Source organism: Yoonia sp. GPGPB17, from assembly GCF_037892195.1.
Taxonomy (GTDB): Bacteria; Pseudomonadota; Alphaproteobacteria; order Rhodobacterales; family Rhodobacteraceae; genus Yoonia.
The window spans coordinates 943,892-966,935 of the sequence record NZ_JATACI010000002.1 but is presented as its reverse complement, the minus strand read 5'-3'; the positions used below and the strand labels follow the sequence as shown (position 1 = coordinate 966,935).

The window sequence follows — 23,044 nt, the reverse complement described above, 5'->3', positions numbered from 1 at the left end:
ACCCTTCTGGGATTGAATATGACGCGACTAACCCGCTGGTTCCGCCAGCGGCATGTGCAAAGTGCGTTCACAATCAGCTTGGTTGTCGTTGCACCTGTCTTGGCTTTGTTGACCTATATTGTCGTCGGTCCTTTGGACAAAGGCGCGTCCTCAACATCGCTACGTTTGGTGCTGCTGCTTGATTTTATCTATGTGCTGATCGTCGCGGCCTTGGTGATGCGTCAGGTGGCGCGGATGCTTTCGGCGCGACGTGCAAAATCGGCTGGGTCGCAACTTAGCTTGCGTCTGACCGGCGTTTTTGCGCTGTCGGCACTTGTCCCTATCGTTCTGGTGGCGGTGTTTTCCGTCACATTGATCTCAATCGCATTGGATGGTTTGTTCTCTGAACCGGTGGGCAATGTCCTGCGCACTTCATTGACCACCGCCCAAGCCTATGAAGAGGAACACCGCCAAGAACTCACACGCGATGGGCGCGGTCTGGCCGCCTATCTTAATCGCGAACGTCAGGCGAACCTCTTTATGGATGATGGCGAGGTGCGCCGGGCCCTTGGCGACGTTCAGGCGCAGGTGGAGCGCGGGCTGAGCGAGGCCTTTGTGATTGACGGTCTTGGCACGATCACGGCACGGGGTGCACGGTCGTATGAGTTTGGATATGAGCGCCCATCAGCACAGGACTTCACACGTGCCGATGAAACGGGTCTGGCGATCATTCAGGACTTTGCCAACAACGAATTCCGCGCGCTGATCCCCCTGAGCGCTTTTCGCGACCGCTATCTTTATGTGACCCGTGCTGTGGATGGCAATGTGCTGTCGCTTCTTGATGACACCACAGAGACAGTCGCCCAGTATGAAGAGTTGCAAAACGAGCGTGGCCAGTTGTTGTTCCAGTTCGGCTTGCTCTACATGGGTTTTGCCGTGATCCTGATCTTGGGTGCGATTTGGGGCGGGCTCTGGTTTGCCGAGCGCTTGTCGCGCCCTGTCGGACGGCTTGTATCCGCGTCCCAGCGCGTGGGGTCGGGTGATCTGGATGTACGTGTGATCGAAGATGATGGCGACGATGAAATCTCGCAATTGGGGCATTACTTTAATCAGATGACCAGCCGCCTGAAAGGGCAGCGTGATCAGTTGATCGAAACCAATCAACGGACCGAACGGCGCGGGCGCTTGTTTGACTCTGTGCTCAGTTCGGTCACATCAGGGGTGGTTGGGTTGGACGCTTTCGGGCGGGTCACCTTTGTGAACCCATCCGCAGGGGGCTTGCTGTCCGCTGGCAATGACCCCGAAGAAACGGCGATCTCTGTTGCGATACCCGAATTTGCTGATCTCTTTGCGCAGGTCTGCGAGACCGAGACGGAAAGCGTACAAGAACAAATCAACCTGATCCGCAAAGGCCAGCAGGAAAGCCTGCTGGTGCGCATGGCGCAGCGGCGTAACAATGACGGAACGCTGGAAGGCTATGTTGTGGCCTTTGATGACGTGACCGATCTGGTTAGCGCCCAGCGGATGGCGGCCTGGGGTGATGTCGCACGCCGCATCGCGCATGAAATCAAAAACCCGCTCACGCCGATCCAACTGTCAGCGGAACGTATCAATCGCAAGTTTCATAAGCAGGTAGGTCTTGATGCCGACAAGCTGGAACAGATGACTGATGTGATTGTCCGGCAGACCAATGATCTGCGGCGCATCGTTGACGAATTCTCTAAGTTCGCACGGATGCCGGAACCGGAACTGCATTTGAATGATCTGACCCAACTGGTGCACGACGCCCTGTCGTTGCAGATAGCGGGTCAGCCGGAGGTGCACTTTGCCGCAAGCATCCCCGAAGAGGCGGTTCTGGTCGATATGGATGACACTATGATCGGCCAGGCGCTGACCAATCTGCTGAAGAACGCCGGCGAGGCGACGGAAACTTACATCAAAAGGCACAGCCCCAAAGACTACCGCCCCGAGATCCAGTTGCGCATGTCTTACGATGCGCGGCAGGTCACAATTAAGATCTCCGACAATGGGATCGGTCTGCCAGAGGACCGTGCCCGCCTGTTTGAACCCTATGTGACGACGCGGGGCGAGGGGACAGGCCTGGGGCTGCCGATCGTCAAGAAAATCATCGAAGAACATGGTGGCACGCTCACCCTGACGGACGCCGACCGCTTTGCAGGCCATGATCACGCCGGGGCCTGCGCCATTATTCAACTGCCTGCCGCAGCGCAAGCTGCGCGGGCACCAAAATTCCAGCATGAGGTAAACCCATGGGCGATATTCTGATCACGGACGATGAGCGCGACATTCGCGAGCTCATCTCGGAAATTCTGATTGATGAAGGCTACACAACCCGGCTTGCCGGAACCTCAGACGAGTGCATGGCGCAGATCGCGGCAGAGCAACCCGCGCTGATGATCCTTGATATCTGGTTGAAAGACAGCAACATGGACGGGATTGATATCCTCAAATCCGTCAAGCGCGATCACCCGGATGTCCCGATTGTCATTATCTCGGGCCACGGCAACATCGAAATCGCAGTCGCGGCGATCAAGCAGGGCGCATATGACTTTATCGAGAAGCCCTTCAATATTGATCAGTTGCTGGTGGTGATCCGGCGCGCGATGGAGACCTCGCGTCTGCGTCGAGAGAATGTGCAACTGAAGCGCGGCGAAAGCCACACAGCCGAAATGCTAGGTGATAGCGCGGCATTTCGCACCCTGAAGTCTCAGTTGGAAAAGGTGACGAAGTCGAATGGCCGGGTCATGCTGACCGGTCCGGCAGGGGCCGGTAAAGAGATTGCAGCGCGGTATATTCACGCCAATTCGAACCGCGCGTCGGCACCATTCATCGTGGTCAATTCCGCATCAATTGAACCTGAGCGCATGGAGGAAGTGCTCTTTGGCCGTGAAGACAGCGGTCGCGGGGTAGAACCGGGGTTGCTGGAAGAGGCCAATGGCGGTGTCGTCTACTTTGATGAAATCGCGGATATGCCCATCGGCACCCAGTCCAAGATCCTGCGGGTGCTGGTTGAACAGCGCTTTCAGCGTGTGGGGGGTGGCGATAAGGTCCAGGTTGATCTGCGCGTGATTTCCAGCACCAACCGTGATTTGGAAGCCGCAATAGCGGCAGGGACATTCCGCGAAGAACTGTATCACCGTTTGAACGTGGTGCCGATTGCCGTGCCGTCGCTGGAAGAACGGCGCGAGGATATCCCGCTTTTGGCGGAACACTTCATCGAGGCCTGCAACAAAGCGCAAGGTCTACCTCTACGCCAACTTGCTGACGACGCCCGCGCATTGTTGCAGACGATGCTGTGGCCGGGCAATGTGCGTCAGTTGAAGAATGTCGTGGAACGTGTTCTTATTCTTGGGGAAAATAGCGGCGACATCAGTGCGAAGGAATTGCCCAATAGCGAAGAAGGCGGCGGCGAAGAAGGCCGGATCGTTCTTGCTGGCGGGCTGGCCACCCTGCCGCTGCGTGAAGCCCGTGAGTTGTTTGAACGCGAGTATTTGCTGACGCAGATAAATCGGTTTGGCGGCAACATCAGCCGGACGGCCGCTTTTGTCGGCATGGAACGGTCAGCCCTGCATCGTAAGTTGAAGTCCTTGGGCGTTGTGACGACCAACAAGGCGGGCGGTCGTGTCGCCTATGTCGAAGGTGACGACGCATGAAAGTGATCATCTGCGGTGCCGGGCAGGTCGGTTGGCAGATCGCGCGGCATTTGTCAGGGGAAAACAATGATGTCACGGTCGTTGACAACAACCCCGAACTGGTACGCCGCGCGACAGATACGCTGGACGTGCAGGGTATCGCAGGTAACGCAAGTTACCCTGACGTACTAGACCGGGCCGGGGCATCGGATGCGGATATGGTCATTGCCGCGACATATTCAGACGAGGTGAATATGGTCACCTGTCAGGTGGCCCATTCGGTGTTTTCAGTGCAGCGCAAGATTGCGCGCCTGCGGGCGCAAAACTACCTCGATCCGGCCTATTCTGACCTTTACCGGCGTAACCATTTGCCCATCGATGTGGTCATTTCGCCGGAACGGGAAGTAGCCGAAGCTGCATTGCAGCGGCTCGCAGCCCCGGCGGCCTTTGATACGGAAAGCTTTCTGGAAGGGCGCGCCCAGCTTTTGGGCATAACCATTGATGAAGATTGCCCTGTCATCAATACGCCACTACGGCAACTGACAGATCTGTTTTCGACCCTGCGCGCTGTTGTTGTCGGCATCAGGCGGGAAGGGACGTTGTTTGTCCCATCAGCAGGCGATCAGATTTTCCCAGAGGATGACGTTTACATCTTCACCGATACGCACGACATGACCCGCACATTAGAAATCTTCGGAAAAACCCAGTCCAAACAAGAGCGTATCGTGATTATCGGGGGTGGTAATGTCGGGCTTGGTGTCGCGCAGGCGCTTGAGGCGCGGACAGAACGGGTTCGCGTGAAGATTATTGAACATCGGCGCGAATGTGCGGAGCGTGCCGCAGATGCGTTGGACCGGACGATTGTATTGAACGGTGATGGCTTGGATAGCGGATTGCTGGAAGAGGCGAGCATCGCGAGTGCTGACGCGGTTCTTGCCGTGACCGATGATGACAAGACCAACCTGCTGGCGGCGGTGCGGTCTAAGGAAATGGGATGTCCGATGGCCATCTCGCTGGTAAACGACCCGACGCTTATTCCGCTGATGGGGCCGCTGGATATTGACGCCTACATCAACCCGCGCGCCACGACGGTGAGCTCTATCCTGCGCCATATCCGCCACGGACGGGTGCGTGGCGTCTATTCCATTGGCGATGCCGAGGCTGAAGTGATCGAGGCGCAGGTGCTAAGCACCTCGCCCATTGCGGGCCAAAAGCTGAAAGACGTGGATTTTCCGGAAGGGACACTGGTGGGTGCTGTGATGCAACAGGGCAAAGTTGTCCGCCTGACGGGTGAAACCCGGATTGAAGAGGGTAATGTGATCGCGATCTTTGCGATGGCGGACGATGTGCCCGAAGTGGAACGCCTGTTGCAGGTTTCGATAGACTTCTTTTGATGGGTTGGGTTGTTCGCCTGCCATTTTTCGTGATCCTGATGGGTCTGGGCGCGATCGCGATGATTGCGCCTGCCGGACATGCCGCTGTGATGGAAGATTACAACACGATGCGGGTGTTCTTTTATGGATTCATCCTGTTTGCGACGCTGACCGTGATGATCGCATTGGCAACCGCCGGATACGCGCCGCGCAGTGTGGCGCGCAGTCAGTTGGTCGGGCTTCTGGCGGCCTTTAGTGCTTTGCCTATCATGTTCGCAGTCCCGTTTCATGAAGCGGTCGGAAATACATCCTTCCTGAATGCCTGGTTTGAAATGGTGTCGAGCTTTACCACCACCGGCGCAACCGTCTACGACACTGCTGGTCGGCTCACCCCGTCGCAGCACCTGTGGCGGGGCCTTGTTGGCTGGATGGGCGGCTTGCTGGTGTGGGTGACGGCGGTCTCCATCTTTGCGCCAATGAACCTTGGGGGGTTCGAGGTGCGTGCAGCCGGCAGTGCGGGAAAGGGCGCGTCGGGCGCGTTTTCGCAGATCGCGCAAGTCGCCGACCCGGCCGAGCGACTGGTGCGTTATACGTTGACGCTGACGCCCATTTATATGGCGCTGACCGGTGCGTTGTGGATCGGCCTCGTGATTGCGGGCGAGTTTCCGTATGTCGCGCTGATGCATGCGATGTCGACGCTATCGACCTCAGGTATCTCGGCCATTGGCGGGCTTTACTTCGCGGCCTCGCGGTTTTGGGGGAGTTGCTGATCTTTTGCTTCTTCGTCTTTGCCCTCTCACGCCTGACGTTCAGCCGCGGGCTGATCGGTGAGCGCGATCAAGGATTGCGGCGCGATCCTGAGTTTTTAACAGCTCTGGTGCTCATCGGCACGGTGACGACGATGTTGTTCTTGCGCCATTTTATTGGTGCCGCAGAGCAGGCAGAACCGGCTGAGGCGCGCGAAGTCGCTGCAGCATTTTGGGGGCCTTGTTTACGGTCACGTCTTTCTTAACCACAACAGGATTTGAATCGCATTATTGGGACGGGGCGACGGAATGGTCAGGGCTCAGCACGCCTGGGCTGTTTTTGATCGGGATGGCGCTGATCGGCGGCGGTGTGGCGACAACGGCGGGCGGCGTCAAACTGTTGCGGATCTACGCGCTTTACCGCCATGGCGAACGTGAGCAAGAGCGGTTGTTGCATCCGTCCTCTATCGGGGGAGGTGGCAAAGACGCGCGACGTATCCGCAAGCAGGGCGCCTACATCTCATGGGTGTTCTTTATGTTGTTTGCACTTAGCATTGCCGCCGTGATGCTGATGCTCTCATTGACCGGCGTGCAGTTTGAAACCGCTATGGTGCTCGCCGTTTCGGCGCTGTCGACCACGGGGCCGCTGGCCTCGGTCGCGGCAGAAACACCGATTGCTTATTCGGGCATACCAGATGCGGCGAAAGTGATTTTGGCTTTTGCCATGGTCTTGGGGCGGTTAGAGGCATTGGCGATTATCGCGCTCTTCAATCCGGAAATCTGGCAGCGCTAAGCGCTTCTTTTGAATTGTATTTTGGGGGTGGAAAGTCCCGGAAACCCGCGACATACTGTTCGGAATACCTCTGGGGGCCGGTTCGCGGCCGTAAGAATAAGAAAAAGGGTGTCGCGATGGCTGCCGATAAAGCAAATCTGCAAGATGCATTTCTCAACCATGTCCGCAAGGTGAAGGTTCCTGTGACTATTTTCCTGGTCAATGGGGTGAAGCTTCAGGGCGTGATCACGTGGTTTGACAGTTTTTGCGTGCTGCTGCGCCGCGATGGCCAATCGCAACTTGTGTATAAAAGCGCGATCTCTACGATCATGCCTGCGCAGCCCATCAGCCTTTACGAAGGTGAAGAGTAGCATTGCTCGAACACGACCGCCCCGTCACGCGGGCTTGGGTGCTGCATCCCGATCTGAAAACTGACCACAGCCGCCGGGCTGCCGAACCGGCGTTGGAGGAAGGTGTGTCGCTGGCCGCCGCTTTGCCGGATTTGGATGTTGTGGGGGCTGATATTGTGCGTCTGCCGCGCATTCATCCGGGCAAACTATTCGGTAAAGGCAAGATCGAGGAACTGCGCAGGGTGTTCCATGATGCCGAGGTCGAACTGGTCCTGATTGACGGTCCGGTAACCCCAGTCCAACAGCGCAATCTTGAAAAGGAGTGGGGCGTCAAGCTGCTGGACCGCACCGGATTGATCCTCGAGATTTTCAGCGACCGGGCCCGCACATCAGAAGGCGTGTTGCAGGTCGAGATGGCAGCACTGTCTTATCAGCGTACCCGTCTGGTCCGGGCTTGGACGCACCTTGAACGCCAGCGCGGTGGTTTGGGTTTTGTCGGTGGTCCTGGTGAAACACAGATCGAGGCGGACCGGCGTGCCATTGATGAACAACTCAATCGCCTGCGCAAACAATTGGCGAAGGTCGTCAAAACCCGCGAGTTGCACCGCGCCTCGCGCGCCAAGGTGCCGTTTCCGATTGTCGCTTTGGTGGGGTATACGAACGCGGGTAAATCGACGCTGTTCAACCGGCTGACAGGGGCCGAGGTCTTTGCCAAGGACATGCTGTTCGCCACGCTCGACCCCACGATGCGCAAGATCGTGCTGCCCGCCGGGGACGAAGTCATCATGTCGGATACGGTGGGTTTCATCAGTGATCTGCCGACCGAACTGGTCGCCGCCTTCCGTGCGACCTTGGAAGAGGTGCTGGATGCGGACCTGATCGTGCATGTGCGCGATATCAGTCACCCGCAGACCGAAGAACAGGCGCAAGACGTGCACGCGATCCTGCAAAGTCTTGGTGTGGCCGAAGAAGCCCCGATCATCGAGGTTTGGAACAAGACGGACCTGCTGGAAGGGGACGCGCGGGATGCTGTCCTCACACAGGCCGCGCGGACGGATGACCTTTATGCCGTTTCCGCAATGACAGGCGAAGGGATGGGTCCGTTATTGGCTGCCGTCCCGGACAAACTCAAAGACCCGCGCCATGAGGCGCAATTGTCCTTGTCGTTTGCCGATGGCAAGAAACGCGCATGGCTCTTTGAGGCGGGTGTTGTCACGGATGAAGCACAGACCGAGACGGGGTATGATTTAACGGTGTTTTGGACAGCCTTGCAGAAAGAGCGATTTGCACGGTTGTAGCGATCCGTTCCACATCGCAAGAATGCCGCGAGACTAGCCGTCATCTTCCTTAACGTTTTGTACCCAGGTGATCAGTGTCATCCGGGCCTCAGCATCCATCTGCACCGCATTGGGTGGGGGCATTGCATGGCTGACGCCCGCTTGCAGGTAGATCGCGCTTGCGTGCCGGGCGACATCGCTGGGTGTTTCAAGGTAGACGCCCTTGGGTGCCCACTGCATGTTGCCCCACACAGGTTCGCGCGCGTGACACATCGAACAATTGCCAATGACGGTATCATAGGCCGCATCAAAACCGGCCGCAGTGGCGAACTGCTGTTCGTAAGGGGTCAGCGCGCGCGCCTCTGCCTCTTGCCATGTGTCGCCTGTGCGCACCGTCGATAACCACGCGATCAGGATCATCAACACCACCGTGACACCCCATGTCCAATGCGGCCCTTTCCCGGTCTTGTGCATCGTATTGAAATAGTGCCGGATCGTCACGCCGGTGAGAAAGATCAGGCTTGCGATGATCCAAGCATACTCCGTGCCAAAGGCCAGCGGGTAGTGGTTCGACAGCATCAAAAACACGACCGGCAAGGTCAGATAGTTGTTATGGGTCGAGCGTACTTTCGCAATCTTACCGTATTTGGCGTCCGGCGTCCGGCCTGCCTTCAGGTCGGCGACAACGATCCGCTGGTTGGGCATGATCTGAAAAAAAACGTTGGCCGTCATAATTGTGGCCGTGAACGCACCAAGGTGCAAAAGGGCGGCACGCCCTGTGAAGATCTGATTGTAACCCCATGACATTGCAACAAGGATCGCAAACAGCAGCAGCATCAGCAGTGTCGGATTCTCACTGAGTTTCGACTTGCACATCGCGTCATACAAAAGCCAGCCAATGGTCAGTGATCCGCCAGAGATCAGGATACCTTGCCACAACGCCAGTTCCGCTTTTGTGGGATCAAGAAGGTAAAGCTCACCACCCACCCAATAGACAATCATTAATAGCGCGGCACCTGACAGCCAGGTCCAGTAGCTTTGCCATTTGTGCCACGTCAGGTGCTCGGGCATCTGTGCCGGTGCGACCATGTATTTCTGTGTGTGATAAAACCCTCCGCCATGCACTTCCCACTCTTCGCCAGAAACGCCGTCAGGCATATCGGGCGCGGGTTTCAGCATCAGATCAAGCGCGATGAAATAGAATGACGCACCAATCCACGCCATAGCGGTGATTACATGAAGCCAGCGGACGGAAAAGGCGACCCAGTCCCATAAAATTGCAAGATCATACATGATCAAGACCCGCGATAGGTGGAATACCCGAAGGGCGACAATAACAGTGGCACGTGGTAGTGCGCAGCCTCTGACATGCCAAAACGGATCGGGATGATATCAAGGAAACGGGGGGCCTCGGGCGGTGTGCCGACGGCGTCCAGGTAGGCACCTGCATGAAAGACCAGTTCATATGTTCCGGTGGCAAAGCTCTTGGCAGGCAATATCTGCTCATCCGTGCGCCCGTCCGCGTTTGTAACCAGCGTTTTAATGCGGACGCGACTGTCGTCCTTGATCGCGAAGAGTTCAATCTTGAGCCCCTGAGCGGGGCAGCCGCGGGCCGTGTCCAGAACGTGGGTTGTAAGATAGCCGCTCATGAGGCTGCTCCTGTCTGTGTGCTCCTTGATTTGTGCCAGAAAGGCACACCGACCGCAAAGTGAATAGACAGGGCGCCTTGGTTTTTGCAGCTTGTTCGACGGGTGTTGTTCTGTAGAAAGAATGCGGACTGACAAAAGGATTGCCCGCCTGTGACCCGCTACCCCCGAGACATGACTGGATATGGTGCCACACCGCCTGCCGCCAATTGGCCGAATAATGCCAAGGTCGCTGTGCAGATTGTGCTGAATTACGAAGAAGGCGGTGAAAACAACGTGCTTCATGGCGATCCTGCATCCGAGGCATTTCTGTCAGAGATTACCGGGGCAACGCCTTGGCCGGGTCAGCGGCACTGGAATATGGAGTCGCTTTATGAGTATGGATCGCGCGCCGGTTTTTGGCGTCTTCACCGCCTTTTGGGTGAACTGCCAGTCACTGTTTATGGCGTTGCCACCGCATTGGCCCGTGCGCCCGAACAGGTTGCCGCTATGCGTTCAGCTGGATGGGAAATTGCCAGCCACGGTCTGAAGTGGGTCGAACACAAAGACATGCCAGAGGACGTGGAGCGCGCGCAGATGGCTGAAGCTATCCGGCTGCATACAGAAGTCACAGGTGCGGCCCCGCGCGGTTGGTACACCGGTCGCTGTTCAAACAACACCGTCCGTTTGGCCGCTGAAACAGGTCAGTTTGCCTATGTCGCCGACAGCTATGCGGACGACCTCCCATATTGGATGCGCTTTGGTCGCCGGGACCAGCTGATCGTCCCGTACACGATGGACTGCAACGACATGCGCTTTGCCATTCAGGCAGGCTTCACCAACGGTGATCAATTTGAGCACTACCTGCGAGACAGCTTTGATATGCTCTCTGCTGAAGGGGACGCTGGCGCGCCCAAGATGCTGTCAATCGGGTTGCATTGTCGCTTAATGGGGCGGCCGGGGCGTGCGGCGGCTTTGGCGCGGGTGATTGACTACATAAAATCCCACGACGATGTCTGGTTCGCGACCCGCTTGGAGATTGCAGAACATTGGACGGTGGAACACCCGCCAGCGGATCGCACCCGTCCTTCTCTGATGGATGTTGCCGATTTTGTTGACGCGTTTGGCGGTATCTTCGAACACAGCCCGTGGATTGCCGAAGCGGCGCACGGGTTGGAACTGGGCCCGACGCATGACACAGCCCAAGGCGTGCATAGCGCATTAACGAGGGTTTTTCGGTCGGCGTCGGAGGAACAGCGGCAAGATGTGCTGACAGCCCACCCCGATCTTGCCGGGAAACTGGCTGCTGCGGGCAAGCTGACCGCTGAAAGTACCGCGGAACAGGCCGGGGCTAAGCCTAGATTTGCTGACCGATCAAGAGCGCGAGACGTTTCAGGCGCTCAATGCACAATATGTGGCGCGGCACGGCTTTCCGTTTATTATTGCGGTGAAAGATAACGACAAAGCTTCCATCCTCGCCGCCTTTCATGCGCGGATTGAAAATGATCGTGATACCGAGTTTGCCGAGGCCTGCCGCCAGGTCGAACGTATCGCTGAACTGCGCTTGATCGAGAAGCTGGGCCGATGAACACGCTGCAACCCGAGCCGCTGACCAAAGAGGCTTTTGCACCCTTTGGGGACGTTTTGGAGGTTGCCGGTGATCCGGATAAGATCATCAATCAAGGGCTGTGTGGCCGCTATCATGACCGTGCCCAAATTGACATCGTGGACGGCAAGGTGGGCATCAGCCTGTTCAACGCGGAACCACGCCAATTTCCGATCGCGCTTGATATGATGGAGCGCCACCCTGACGGCAGCCAGGCTTTCTTACCGATGAGTTTTGATCCCTTCGTCGTGATTGTCGCGGCCGATGCAGACGGCATTCCCGGTCAACCGCGCGCATTTCTGACGGCACCGGGGCAGGGGGTGAACTATGCCCGTGGCACCTGGCACGGCGTATTGACCCCGCTCCATGCGCCGGGCCTTTTTGCTGTGGTTGATCGCATTGGCCCGGGTGCAAACCTGCAAGAGCATTGGTTCGCGACACCCTATCTGATCATGGGTTAGGTGGCCTCTCGGTCAGCCCAACCCGCAAAAATACGTTCTAGAAAAATCACAGCGTAATAAAGCACGATCCCAAGGAAGGCGAGTGCGATGAGGACGGCGAACATCAGCGGATAATCTCCATTCGTCTCGCCTGACTTGAAAAGCGCGCCAAGGCCGCGCCCGTGTGGGCTGACGATCTCGACCAGATTGGTGCCGATGAAGGCGAGCGTGGCAGATACTTTGAGCGCCCCGAAGAACTCTGGCAGCGTCTTGGGTAAGGCGATTTTCACGAAAATCGTGTAGCGCGATGCCCCCAGCGCGCGCAGGATATCGCGGTATTCCGGTTCTAGCGTCGACAGACCAATGCCGACTGACACGGCAATGGGAAAGAACGAGATCATGAAGGCCATCAGGATCGTATTGAAATCATGCTGGCCGATGAACAGGAGCGAAATGACCGGCACAAGCGTGGCCTTTGGGATCGCATTAAAACCGATCAGCAGGGGGTAGAGCGCATCGCGGGCAATGCGTGAAAAACCAATGATCATGCCGATGGCGGTGCCGACGATGACGGCAATGATCAGGCCCACGACAGTACGCCACAGTGTTTGCCAACCCATCTCAAGGAACAACTCGCGGTACTTCCAGAACGCAGGCGGCAGATCCGAAGGTGAGGCCATTTTGAAGTTGGGCCAGCCATTGGCCCAGACCAGCAGCTCCCAAAGCCCCAGGAACACAATGATAGCTATGACTGGTGTTGCGATCTTACTGAACATCAGTGTTCCTCCACCGCGCGGCCCTGGGCGATTTTGATCTGGTCGCGCAATGTGTGCAGCATGTCGGCGGCCTTGGGCGTGAAGAGTGCATCCAATGTGCGATCCGCCTACAAATCAACGTCCATCACATATTGGGTGCGGGCAGGGCGCCCGGACAAAACGATCACCTGATCCCCCAGAAACACACTTTCGCGCAGGTCATGCGTGATCAGCACTGCCGTAAACGGCTCGGCATGGCGTAGATCCCGCATGGTTTGCCACAGGTCTTCGCGCGTAAAGGCATCAAGTGCGCCGAAGGGTTCATCCATAATCAGCACATCGGGTTTGTGCACCAGTGATCGGCAGAGGGAGGCGCGTTGTCGCATGCCGCCGGAAAGCTCTGAAGGGCGTTTGTTTTCGAACCCGGCAAGCCCAACCATGTCCAGCAGCTCCATCGCGCGCTTTTCACGGTCCGCGCGTGGCATCCGAGGGGCCACAATCTCGAGCGGTAAGATCACGTTGTCTAGGATTGTGCGCCATTCCAGCAGCACCGGGTTTTGGAACGCCATCCCCACTGTCTTGCGGGGTCCTTTCACACGCTCACCATGTAACCATACCTCGCCTTCATCAGGTGCCATCAGCCCGGCGACCAGCCGTGTGAGCGTGGATTTCCCACAACCTGACGGGCCGACAACGGCGGCAAAGGTACCCTCGGGTACGGTCAACTCCAAACCGTCCAAAACCTCTAAGGGGCCAGAGGCGGTTTGATAGGCGTGCCTGACGCCTTTGATTTCAATAAGATTTTCGATCTTTGCGGCCTCGTGCTTTGGGCCGCCGCATATGCAACGGCCCAAGCTTTATCCTACTTGAGCATCAGCATTTCAGCGGCGGGCAGGTAGCTGCCATCAAAGTAAATGGATGGGTCTGGTGCGTTGTTGAACTCATACACAGATTTTGTTTGCTCAATGGCGTTCATCATACGGGTGTTATCAATACCCCCCATGCCGTTTGTCATCACGTAGTCAGTCAAAACATTGGCGTCGATCGCCATTTGCAAACGTTCTGTTTCGAGTGCAGCATCGGCTGCGGGGTTGCGCTCCAACAGGGCCTCAATTGCGGCATCTGGCGTTGCGATAGCGTCTTTCCAGCCCATCGCCACAGCCCCAAGAAAGCTGGTGATCAGCTCTGGGTTTGCCTCTGCAAAATCTGTATTCACGATGATCGCATTACCATATAGGTCAACGCCATAATCCGCCATCAACAGCACCGAAATATCATCGGCAGGGATGCCCAGCCGCTTAAGGTTCAGCGTCGATGAGAAGGAAAAGCCTGTGATCGCGGCGACATTGCCTTCGGCAAGCATCGGCTCGCGGGTCGGAAAGCCAACAGGCTCCACAGTGATCGCATCGGCATCGATACCGGTCTCAGCCGCAAAGATCGGGAACTGCGCCCAGGCACCATCTGGGGGCGGTGCACCGAGGATTTTGCCTTCAAGGTCAGCAGGTGTTTCGACACCCAACGATCTGCGGCCAACGATTGCAAATGGGGGCTTGTCGTAGACCATCATTACAGCCGTGACGGGCGCACCGGGGTTTTGGTCCAAAAAGCGCATGAGCGAATTGATATCGGCAAACCCAACCGGGAAAGCGCCTGTCGCCACCTTTGGGATCGCATCCAGCGACCCGGCCCCTTCGCTGATGGTGACCGCCAAACCGGCATCCGCGAAATAGCCAGCATCCAGCGCATGAAAGTAAGGTGCGGATGGCCCTTCAAATTTCCAGTCAAGCGCGAACGGCATGTCAGTTTCTGCCATGGCAGGCCCGGCGAAGAGTGCGGCTGCGAGCGCGAGAAGCTTCTTGTCAAAAATCATACTGATATCCCCTGTTTGTGTTGCTGCTCTTGACCTAGCAGTGGCAGCAATCAAGGAACATGTTAGCCGGATCGCAACGCAGTAATCCACACTGATTTGGCCGCAATCGCACAAAAAACAGGCAACGGCGCATATTTAGCCACTTTATCTTGTCATCATTTGAACCCGCCCAACGCCATATGCCGGTTCACATCCTTGTAAAGCAGATAGCGGAACTGGCCCGGACCGCCTGCATAGCAGGCCTGTGGGCAGAACGCGCGTAACCACATATAATCGCCCGCCTCCACCTCGACCCAATCGTTGTTGAGCCGGTAAACCGCCTTGCCTTCCAACACATACAACCCGTGTTCCATGACATGTGTTTCCAGAAAGGGAATGACGGCGCCGGGTTCGAAGGTGACGATGGTAACGTGCATATCATGGCGCAGATCGGCAGGGTCAACAAAACGCGTTGTCGTCCATTTGCCATCTGTATCTGGCATCACGGTGGGGGTGATCTGATCTTCATTGGTGATAATCACGTCCGGTTCAGCCAAGCCCGGTACGGTCTCATACAGCTTGCGGATCCAGTGAAAGCGTAACGTGTTTTGTGCACGATTGTGCAAGTGCCATGTCGCTGATGGTGGCAGATATGCAAAGCCGCCCGGCTTGAGCTCATATATGGCTCCATCGACGGTCAGCGTGGCCGTGCCTTCAACCACAAACAAAACGCCCTGGGCGCGGGTGTCAGTCTCGGGCTGCTCCGATCCTCCACCGGGTGCTACCTCCATGATGTACTGCGAGAATGTTTCGGCAAAGCCGCTGAGTGGCCGGGCGATTACCCATAGGCGGGTGTCGTCCCAGAAGGGCAGAAAGCTGGTCACGATATCACGCATCGTGCCTTTGGGGATAACCGCATAAGCATCTGTGAATACGGCGCGATCTGTCAGCAAATGGTCTTGGCCCGGGTGCCCGCCGGTTGGTGCGTAATATTTGCCTGGCATGACTGCTCCGATTTGTTTTGTCCGCCTCTCAACTATGCCGCGCCTGTGCTGAAGACACCATGCTGAAATCGTCAGTCACGCGGATCGCTCTGACTTCACGTGCAAATCTGATCATCTCTGTCCCGCGGAAGACGACGCTTAAGCTGATCTTAAGCTGGGGCGTGCATAGAGGCAGAACACGTTCTGGAAAATAGAGGTACCGATGGGGTTCTTTGCATCCGTGGCATTGTCACGAAAACTGCCGACGATCATTGCGGCGCTTTGTGTGTCTGCAAGTGTCAGCATTGCTGCGGTCAGCTATCTGGATTTTCGGGCTGCGATCCAATCGGAAACGCGCCAGAATTTGCAGATTTTGACAGAGGGTCGGGGCGATGCAATCGTAAACTGGTTCGAAAACAAAGGCCAAGGTGTTAGAGCATTCGGCAACGATCCCAGCTTTCTGGCCGCGGTCAGCTCTTTCTCGAGTTCCTACAACCTGATGATTGATAGCGCGGGCCTGCAAGCCGCTTACATTACCAATAATCCCAATCCGCAGGGTGAGCGGGACAAATTCGATCAGGCGTCTGAATCGGTGCCCTATCATTTCCAGCATGGGCAGTTTCACCCCTACTTTCGGCAGATTAAGGAAACCATGGGGCTTTATGATATCTTCCTGTTTAACCTTGAGGGCGATTTGATCTACTCTGTCGCGAAAGAGGAGGATTTTGCCACGAACTTTGCAACCGGTCCCTACGCAAGTTCCGGGCTCGGCAGTGCCTTTGCACAGGCAAGGGATGGGGTTGCTGGCGAAGTCTATTTTGCAGATTTTGAAGCTTATGCGCCCAGTTCAGGCGCGGCTGCGTCGTTTCTGTCGACGGCACTATTTGACCAGACAGGCCAGATAAAAGGCGTGGCCGCCGTACAACTGCCTGCAAGCCAGATCTATGCTGTCTTCAACAATCCGACCGGTTTGGGAGAAACGGGTAAAGTCTATGCTGTCGGACCCGATGGCCTGACCCGTAGCATATCGCGCTTCGAAGGTGGGCAGCCGGTTTTGACGAATGTGGCTGAGTATCAGCAGGTGGCCAACCTTCTTTCGTCTGGCGAAACGGGGCAAGAACTCACGCAGGGGCTGTATGGTGGCTTGGTCTTTGCTGATGGGTTATTGATCGATATTTTTGGCCAGCAATGGGCTGTGATCGGCGAGTTTGGTGTTGCCGAGGTCTTGGCACCCGTTGTTGCCGCGCGGAACAAGAAGTTGTTTGTCACGCTGTTTGTTGCCGGTCTTGCGGCGATTTTGGGTTGGTTGACGGCGCGGTCTGTTGTGCGTCCTCTGTCCCGCCTTGGTGAAGCGATGACAGAGGTGTCTAACAAATCGTATGATGTTGATCTTTCGGATCAAACGCGAGGCGACGAAATAGGTCACTTGTTTCAAGGCCTTGACAGATTCCGTGACAAGCTGATGGCCTCGGATCAGGCCGAGGAGGAACGGCAGACGCTTCAGGCAAAGCAGGTGCAGGTTGTGAACCGCTTGAGCGTTGCCCTGACAAAACTGGCGGATGGAGATCTGACTCATCAGATTTCGACACCATTTGACGGTGAATATGATCAGCTGCGCCAAGACTACAATCGTACGATGCAAAATCTAAATGAAACGATTGGCTCCGTTGTGATCCGGTCGGGGACGATCAGACAGCGTTCCGATGCCATGAGCAGTTCCTCGGATGATCTGTCACGGCGCACTGAAAATCAGGCTGCAACCCTTGAACAGACCGCGGCGGCTCTTGATGAAATGACGGCGAGCGTAAAATCTGCGGCGGACGGCGCGCGTCAGGTCAAGGACGTTGTCACAAGCGCGCGCCAGGATGCAGATGAAAGCGAACCGGTTGTGAAGGACACTGTGCGCGCGATGACCGAAATCGAGGGATCGTCGCAGGAGATCTCACAGATCATCGGTGTGATTGATGACATTGCATTCCAGACGAACCTTCTTGCGCTGAACGCAGGGGTCGAGGCCGCGCGTGCTTACGAAGCGGGTCGTGGTTTTGCGGTTGTGGCGTCTGAGGTCCGTGCTTTGGCGCAGCGGTCGTCCGATGCTGCCAAGCAGATCAAATCCTTGATCAGTGAAAGCTCCAGCCAAGTCGAACGCGGCGTTAGTCTGGTTGGCCAGGCTTACGAGGTACTGACGAAGATCGCAGGTCATATCAATCATATATCTGATCTTGTGGCAGAAATTGCCTCTGGCGCAGAAGAACAATCAATCGGGATTGGCGAAATCAACATCGGGGTCACCCAGCTTGACAAGGTCACGCAGCAAAATGCGGCGATGGTCGAGGAGGCGACCGCCAGCAGTCATGCATTGAACGGCGAAGCTGCTGAATTGGAGCAATTGGTCAAGCGGTTCCGATTGGACGAAGCCAAGGTCAGCCAAACGTCAGTCGTTGACAACATCAGCGAATTTGTCCCGCAACCTGCTGCGCAGAAGCAAGCAGAACCGCAATTGGAAAGACCAGCGGTCGCAGCAGCGGTTCAAGGAGGCGGGCGGCGCGCGACCGATATCTGGCAAGATTTCTGACTAGCAACCTCTGCTCCTATAGCGGCAATACTTTGGGTATTGAGGGACGCTGCATGACCTGCAAACCCGACCAAACCCTTCTCACGCGGGCGCCTGATCGATGCCCATGGGATCAACCTGACGGCTTTTCTGTTGATCTGCGCGGCGACCTTTACCTTCTTGGAGTGCCTAATCCCGAACCGATTGTCAGCCGCCTCGACAAGGAAACCCGAAGAGATTTGTCCGCGCCATGGAGGAATATTCCAAGGACATTCACGCCAAGCTGCTTGATGACCCTGAGCCTGAAAACAAAGCAGCGTGATTTTGCAATAAGGCGAGTGGCCTAAAACGGGCCGCTTGGACCCCGATTTATTGTAGAGCCACCCTAAAACGACAAAACCCCCTCGTGCGAGAGGCCTCAATCGTCTCGTTAACTCTAGGAAAATTGGCTCCGACGGTAGGGATCGAACCTACGACCAATTGATTAACAGTCAACTGCTCTACCGCTGAGCTACGTCGGAACACTCGCGCCCATATAGCAATGCGATTCCGAGAGGTCCAGAGGGATTTATGCTGTTTATGCGAAACTTTTGCCTGACCTGAAAACGGGTTGTCGTCACATCATGCAAGGGCGAAGGTGGCCGCTATCGACAGGTCAGGGCGAGCAGTTACGTGACCTCGTTGATGCAGATCAACGAGATGGGCAAAAACATTGCGTGCCGCAGCCGCCTGAAGGCCCGGCGCGATATCATGATAGACCGCAAGTGTGATGTCCAATACGCGCGCTGGCTGTTCGGATAGCGCTCCCAAAATCTGCGCTTCGCGATTGTGACGGTGGGACACCAGCCAATTAAGACGTGCTTGGGGTTCAGCGATTGGCGCACCGTGGCCAGGGTAGTAAGTGGATGCTTCATAAGTCCCAAGGCGGGCGCAGGATGTCATGAAATCGGTCAGGTCGCCATCGGGTGGCGAGACCAGAGAGCTTGCCCATCCCATCACATGATCGCCGGTAAAGATTGCGTCGCGCCATGCAAAGCATAGATGGTTTCCAATATGTCCGGGTGTATGGATCGCTTCAATCTGTCCCCATGTTGCACGCAGCACCTCGCCATCCCGAAGTCTTTTGTCCGGCTGGAAGTTATGGTCTATTCCTTCGCCACCGCCAGCCAGACCAGCCCTCGCCAATTGCTGCATCACTGTACTGCGGCCCGCGGTACTATCGCCAAACGCATAGATTGGTGCGCCTGTCTGGGCCGATAGCGCCGCAGACAGCGGCGAGTGATCCAAATGGCTGTGGGTGAGCAGAATATGCGACACGGGCCGTCCGGCGATCGCGTGTTTCAAGGCTTGTAAATGCGCCGGATCATCCGGTCCTGGGTCGACAACGGCCAAAGTCGCGTTGCCCAGCAAATAGGTATTCGTGCCAAGATAGGTCATCGGGGACGGATTGGGTGCCAAGACCAGCGTCAGGTCCTCAGCCAGTGCGACGGGTTGGCCTGCTATTGGTGCGAAAGGGGTGCTCACAAGCGCTTTCCGTTTTCGGTCAGGACAGCTAGCGTGGCACCATGTTCTTTGGTTGGCTCAAAAAATATATGCCGCGTGGCATCTACGCTCGGGCGGGGCTCATTCTGGTGTTGCCGATTTTGCTTTTGCAATTGCTGGTCTCGGTTGTGTTCATCCAACGCCATTTTGAAGGTGTGACACGGCTAATGACAAGCGCTGTTAACATCGAGCTGCGGTTTTTGCTTGATACGGTGAATGCGCAGCCTGATTTGGCAGGGGCCCGTGCCGCAGTGGCGCAAATTGATGCACCATTGGAGATTACGACAGTTCTTCCCGCCCGTGATGCTCTTGCGCAAGACGTCAGACCCTTCGTTGATCTGACGGGGGAAACCGTAATCGAGACTTTGCGGGAAGGTCTTGAAAATGTTCTGGCGGTGTCGTTGCAGGATCGCCGACAGCTTGTGGTGTGGGCCGATACCCGCCACGGCCCGATGAAAATGGAACTTCGGCGACGGCGCGTTTCGGCGTCAAACCCACATCAGTTGATTGTGATTATGGTGGTATTGGGCGGGTTGATGACAGGCATTGCTTATGTGTTCTTGCGCAATCAGTTACGCCCGATCAAGCGCATGGCGCGCGCTGCCGCGGATTATGGCAAGGGCCGGATCACCCCATTCACGCCAACAGGCGCGGTCGAGGTGCGCGCCGCTGGGATGGCATTTCTTGACATGCGCAACCGGCTGGAACGCCAGACCCAAAGCCGCACGATGATGCTGTCCGGTGTCAGTCATGATTTGCGCACACCCTTGACCCGCATGCGCCTTGGCCTGTCAATGCTGGATGCCAAAGACGCCGAACCACTGGCGCATGATGTTGATGATATGGAACGGCTGTTGAATGCGTTTCTTGATTTCGCGCGCACGGATGCGGGCGACAGTCTGGAGCCTACCAAACCATCGCAAATCGTGCATGCCGTATTGGATGATGCCAGACGGATGGGGCAGGGTGTTACACTTGGCGCAGTGGAAGGCCCCGACGACCCCGTTAGCTTGCGCCCACTGGCTATCCGGCGCGCGTTGGACAATCTGATCGGGAATGCGTTGCGCTATGGTCAGAAGGCAGAGATCGGTGTCAGCGTCACCGATCGTGCGGTGCGGTTCTGGGTTGAGGACGACGGTCCCGGTATTCCGCCGGAACAACGCGATGAGGCGCTGAGCCCCTTTGTGCGTCTTGATCCGGCGCGTAATCAGGACAAGGGGAGCGGTGTGGGCCTGGGATTGTCTATTGTTGCCGATATTGCCCGGACACATGGCGGCGTGTTGCGTTTGGGAGAAAGCGAGGAATTGGGCGGGTTGAAGGCTGAAGTGGTTTTAGCCCGTTAAGTCAGGTTGTTGTCTGCAATATAGGCGAAAAACGCGTTGATGGCATCCTGATCCGGCTCGTGCCCCAAAAAGCCCCGCAAGTACGGTGTCATCCGCGACATACGTTCTTCCATCGGTTCGAATTCCTTGAGCGCGTGATAGCCAAGCTGCATGAAGTAAAGGATGCGTCCGCGCGCGTCCGCATCTACTGCATCATACCCATGCCGCTGGTACATCTCTTTGACGGCCTGCATCCGTTCATCATCCGCGGCATCAATCCGGGCGCGTAGCCCTTTGTCGCGACGCGCCCATTCGCGCACAGCAAAATCCAGCCGGGTGTCAAAAATCGCAGGATTCACGAAGCATTCAAAGAAGTTGCAAAGTGCTCCGCTCGCATTGCCTGCATCACGTCTGCAATGGGCGACAATACGTGCAGTGTTGCGCTGTGCCCATTCTTCTAGAAGCGCATTCAGCAGGTCTTTGCGGTTCTCAAAGTACCAATAGAAGCTGGAGCGTGAGACGCCCAAGCGTTCGGCCATCTTAAGGATCTTCACCTCGCCGACACCATCATTCACCAGAATATCGCGCGCGATATTCAGCCAGTCATTGCGCGTGACCTTGGTATGTCCGGCAAGTGGTTCAATCTCGGGGTTATCCCGATCCAGAAGAGGTGTATCGCGATGTTCCATCAGCTTTCCGGCGGTGCGCCGCCCTCGTTTGTGCGTTTGGCGACGTAAGCCTTTAGGGCAGCGACCTTATCGGGGTCTACCGCAGGCCGTACATCATCCTCGATGATTTTGGTCCAGACAGCGGTCGCACGGGTGGAGGCATCAATGCTGCCACGTTCGGTCCAGGTGCCAAAGTTGGCGTAGTCGTGAACAACCGGTTCATAAAACTCGGTATTGTAGCGCGCCATGGTTTGAGTTGTTGCAAAGAAATGACCGCTTGGGTCAACCTCGGCAATGGCGTCAAAACCGATCTCATCTGTGCCTGCCGCACGTCCGGCACAAAGCTCTGCAATCATGTTCAGAACTTCAACATCGCAGATCAGTTTTTCGTAGGACACAGAAAGACCACCTTCCAGCCAACCTGCCGAATGAATGATGACCGATGCCCCGGCCATCAAACATCCCCACAGGCCGAACTGGTTTTCATTGGCCGCTTGCACGTCGTTCATGTTTGACGCTGATCCAGCCGCGCTGCGCCAAGGCAATCCCAGGAACCGCGCCATTTGACCGGCGGCGAGTGACGCTTGGAAATGCGCAGGCGTGCCGAATGCGGGTGCGCCTGATTTCATATCCACGTTGGACGTGAACGTGCCATAGCAGACCGGCGCGCCCGGATTGACCAGTTGCGTCAGGGTAAGAGCGGCCAGTACTTCAGTATGGCTGAGCGTGATTGCACCAGCCACGGTAATCGGTGCCATTGCACCCATCAATGTAAAGGGGGTGACAATAGAGAGTTGGCGCGCCTTGGCGAAATCAATCAGGCCTTGCGCCATGGGAATGTCCAATGTGCGCGGGCTGTTGGTATTGATGATAGTATAGCAGTACGGGTCCGCCGCGAAAGCATCGTCAGATAAGCCACGGAAACCTTGCAGCATTTCAAAGCTGTCCATCACCTGCGGCGTACCTCTTGAAAAGAAGAACGGGAACTTGTCGGTGAGTGTCAGTTGCGCCTCGACTGTAAAGTAGTGGCGTAGGTGAATCGCGATATCCTGCGGTTCAACCAGTGGCGATACCATTTGGAATACGTCGAAGTGATGGGTCAGCTGAATCAATTCGCGAAAATCGCGGCCAGTACCAGCGCGCCGCCCGCGTTTGAGGTCGGTACAGTTTGGTGCGCCTGCACCCGGCTGAAACGTCAGCGCACCCAGTTCCATTGTGAAGTCGCGGTGGGTGGCACCCGCTTTGCAAGTAAATGACTTTGGGGCGGAGGCAATGGCCGCCGCTACCAGATCGCGACCGATATACACCATCTCATCGTCGACCCGAGCGCCCGCCTTGGCAAAGACGGCGCGTGCTTGGGGCAAAAGAACTTTCATGCCCAGCTCTTCCAGCGTCTGCAGCGCGGTTTCGTGCATGTTCGCGATTTCATCGCCGGAAAACACATCCATCGGCGGGAAGGGGTTGCGCAACTGACGATAGTTTACCGTGCGGTGCGACGCGGGTGCGGTGCCACGCCCGCGTCTTCCTTTGCGTTTGGGCTGGTCGGTCAT

The 23,044-nt window shown here is 56.6% G+C and carries 16 protein-coding genes, 1 tRNA gene and 3 pseudogenes; 10 read left to right on the top strand and 10 right to left on the bottom strand.

The features are described from left to right. Nucleotides 1-18 precede the first annotated feature (18 nt). The 6 genes and pseudogenes from QTO30_RS05235 to hflX all read left to right on the top strand — a co-directional run bounded on the left by QTO30_RS05235 (nt 19) and on the right by hflX (nt 8,171). A complete protein-coding gene (locus QTO30_RS05235) occupies nt 19-2,265 on the top strand; it encodes a sensor histidine kinase (protein WP_340422977.1) in 2,247 nt (748 codons plus the stop codon). Beyond that, nucleotides 2,250-3,653 carry a nitrogen assimilation response regulator NtrX gene (ntrX, locus tag QTO30_RS05230; protein ID WP_340422975.1) on the top strand — a complete coding sequence of 468 codons (1,404 nt, stop codon included), beginning with the start codon at nt 2,250-2,252 and terminating at the stop codon, nt 3,651-3,653. The genes QTO30_RS05235 and ntrX overlap by 16 nt, the downstream gene beginning before the upstream one ends. Further along, nucleotides 3,650-5,026: a Trk system potassium transporter TrkA gene (gene trkA, locus QTO30_RS05225; RefSeq protein ID WP_340422974.1), complete on the top strand. Its 1,377-nt coding sequence runs from the start codon at nt 3,650-3,652 to the stop codon at nt 5,024-5,026. Before ntrX ends, trkA begins: the two co-directional genes overlap by 4 nt. Next, nucleotides 5,026-6,544 (top strand): annotated as a pseudogene (locus tag QTO30_RS05220) (TrkH family potassium uptake protein). The gene trkA and the pseudogene QTO30_RS05220 overlap by 1 nt, the downstream one beginning before the upstream one ends. 116 nt (nt 6,545-6,660) lie before the next feature. Further along, nucleotides 6,661-6,894 carry an RNA chaperone Hfq gene (hfq, locus tag QTO30_RS05215; protein WP_008235856.1) on the top strand — a complete coding sequence of 78 codons (234 nt, stop codon included), beginning with the start codon at nt 6,661-6,663 and terminating at the stop codon, nt 6,892-6,894. A 2-nt stretch (nt 6,895-6,896) separates the two neighbouring features. Beyond that, complete coding sequence (gene hflX / locus QTO30_RS05210; RefSeq protein ID WP_340422972.1) at nt 6,897-8,171, top strand: GTPase HflX; 1,275 nt, start codon at nt 6,897-6,899, stop codon at nt 8,169-8,171. Between the two features lie 33 nt (nt 8,172-8,204). Here the strand turns inward: hflX and QTO30_RS05205 are convergent, their stop codons facing one another. Both QTO30_RS05205 and uraH read right to left on the bottom strand, forming a co-directional pair. Further along, nucleotides 8,205-9,443, bottom strand: coding sequence for a urate hydroxylase PuuD (locus QTO30_RS05205; protein WP_340422971.1), 1,239 nt, complete (start codon nt 9,441-9,443; stop codon nt 8,205-8,207). A 2-nt stretch (nt 9,444-9,445) separates the two neighbouring features. Further along, on the bottom strand, nt 9,446-9,799 hold the full coding sequence (gene uraH, locus QTO30_RS05200; RefSeq protein WP_340422970.1) for a hydroxyisourate hydrolase: 354 nt from the start codon (nt 9,797-9,799) through the stop codon (nt 9,446-9,448). Nucleotides 9,800-9,949: 150 nt separating this feature from the next. Between uraH and puuE the strand changes: the two are divergent. Both puuE and QTO30_RS05190 read left to right on the top strand, forming a co-directional pair. Beyond that, nucleotides 9,950-11,363, top strand: a pseudogene (gene puuE, locus QTO30_RS05195) (allantoinase PuuE). Continuing rightward, nucleotides 11,360-11,842: an ureidoglycolate lyase gene (locus QTO30_RS05190; RefSeq protein WP_340422968.1), complete on the top strand. Its 483-nt coding sequence runs from the start codon at nt 11,360-11,362 to the stop codon at nt 11,840-11,842. Before puuE ends, QTO30_RS05190 begins: the two are co-directional and overlap by 4 nt. On the opposite strand, the gene QTO30_RS05185 is transcribed toward QTO30_RS05190, so the two are convergent. From QTO30_RS05185 to QTO30_RS05170, 4 genes and pseudogenes are all read right to left on the bottom strand, one after another. Beyond that, nucleotides 11,839-12,597, bottom strand: coding sequence for an ABC transporter permease (locus QTO30_RS05185; RefSeq protein WP_340422967.1), 759 nt, complete (start codon nt 12,595-12,597; stop codon nt 11,839-11,841). The two genes, QTO30_RS05190 and QTO30_RS05185, sit on opposite strands and share 4 nt — an antisense overlap. Continuing rightward, nucleotides 12,597-13,385, bottom strand: a pseudogene (locus QTO30_RS05180) (ABC transporter ATP-binding protein). Before QTO30_RS05180 ends, QTO30_RS05185 begins: the two are co-directional and overlap by 1 nt. Nucleotides 13,386-13,438: 53 nt before the next feature. Then, nucleotides 13,439-14,446, bottom strand: coding sequence for an ABC transporter substrate-binding protein (locus tag QTO30_RS05175; RefSeq protein WP_340422966.1), 1,008 nt, complete (start codon nt 14,444-14,446; stop codon nt 13,439-13,441). Between the two features lie 155 nt (nt 14,447-14,601). After that, nucleotides 14,602-15,429, bottom strand: coding sequence for a bifunctional allantoicase/(S)-ureidoglycine aminohydrolase (locus tag QTO30_RS05170; protein WP_340422964.1), 828 nt, complete (start codon nt 15,427-15,429; stop codon nt 14,602-14,604). Nucleotides 15,430-15,631: 202 nt separating this feature from the next. On the opposite strand from QTO30_RS05170, the gene QTO30_RS05165 reads away from it, so the two are divergent. Beyond that, nucleotides 15,632-17,983 (top strand): methyl-accepting chemotaxis protein, encoded by a 2,352-nt coding sequence (locus QTO30_RS05165; RefSeq protein ID WP_340422962.1) that lies wholly within the window; start codon nt 15,632-15,634, stop codon nt 17,981-17,983. Nucleotides 17,984-18,408: 425 nt separating this feature from the next. On the opposite strand, the gene QTO30_RS05160 is transcribed toward QTO30_RS05165, so the two are convergent. Together QTO30_RS05160 and QTO30_RS05155 are read right to left on the bottom strand one after the other, a co-directional pair. Then, nucleotides 18,409-18,483, bottom strand: a tRNA-Asn gene (locus QTO30_RS05160). Between the two features lie 100 nt (nt 18,484-18,583). Continuing rightward, a complete protein-coding gene (locus QTO30_RS05155) occupies nt 18,584-19,486 on the bottom strand; it encodes an MBL fold metallo-hydrolase (RefSeq protein ID WP_445327131.1) in 903 nt (300 codons plus the stop codon). 41 nt (nt 19,487-19,527) lie between these two features. Between QTO30_RS05155 and QTO30_RS05150 the strand changes: the two genes are divergently transcribed. Further along, nucleotides 19,528-20,847 (top strand): ATP-binding protein, encoded by a 1,320-nt coding sequence (locus QTO30_RS05150; protein WP_340422960.1) that lies wholly within the window; start codon nt 19,528-19,530, stop codon nt 20,845-20,847. Here the strand turns inward: QTO30_RS05150 and QTO30_RS05145 are convergent. Continuing rightward, nucleotides 20,844-21,515 carry a TetR/AcrR family transcriptional regulator gene (locus tag QTO30_RS05145; RefSeq protein WP_340422958.1) on the bottom strand — a complete coding sequence of 224 codons (672 nt, stop codon included), beginning with the start codon at nt 21,513-21,515 and terminating at the stop codon, nt 20,844-20,846. The two genes, QTO30_RS05150 and QTO30_RS05145, sit on opposite strands and share 4 nt — an antisense overlap. Then, the gene (locus QTO30_RS05140) at nt 21,515-23,044 is read right to left on the bottom strand and encodes a trimethylamine methyltransferase family protein (protein WP_340422956.1); all 1,530 of its coding nucleotides are present in this window, start codon (nt 23,042-23,044) and stop codon (nt 21,515-21,517) included. Before QTO30_RS05140 ends, QTO30_RS05145 begins: the two co-directional genes overlap by 1 nt.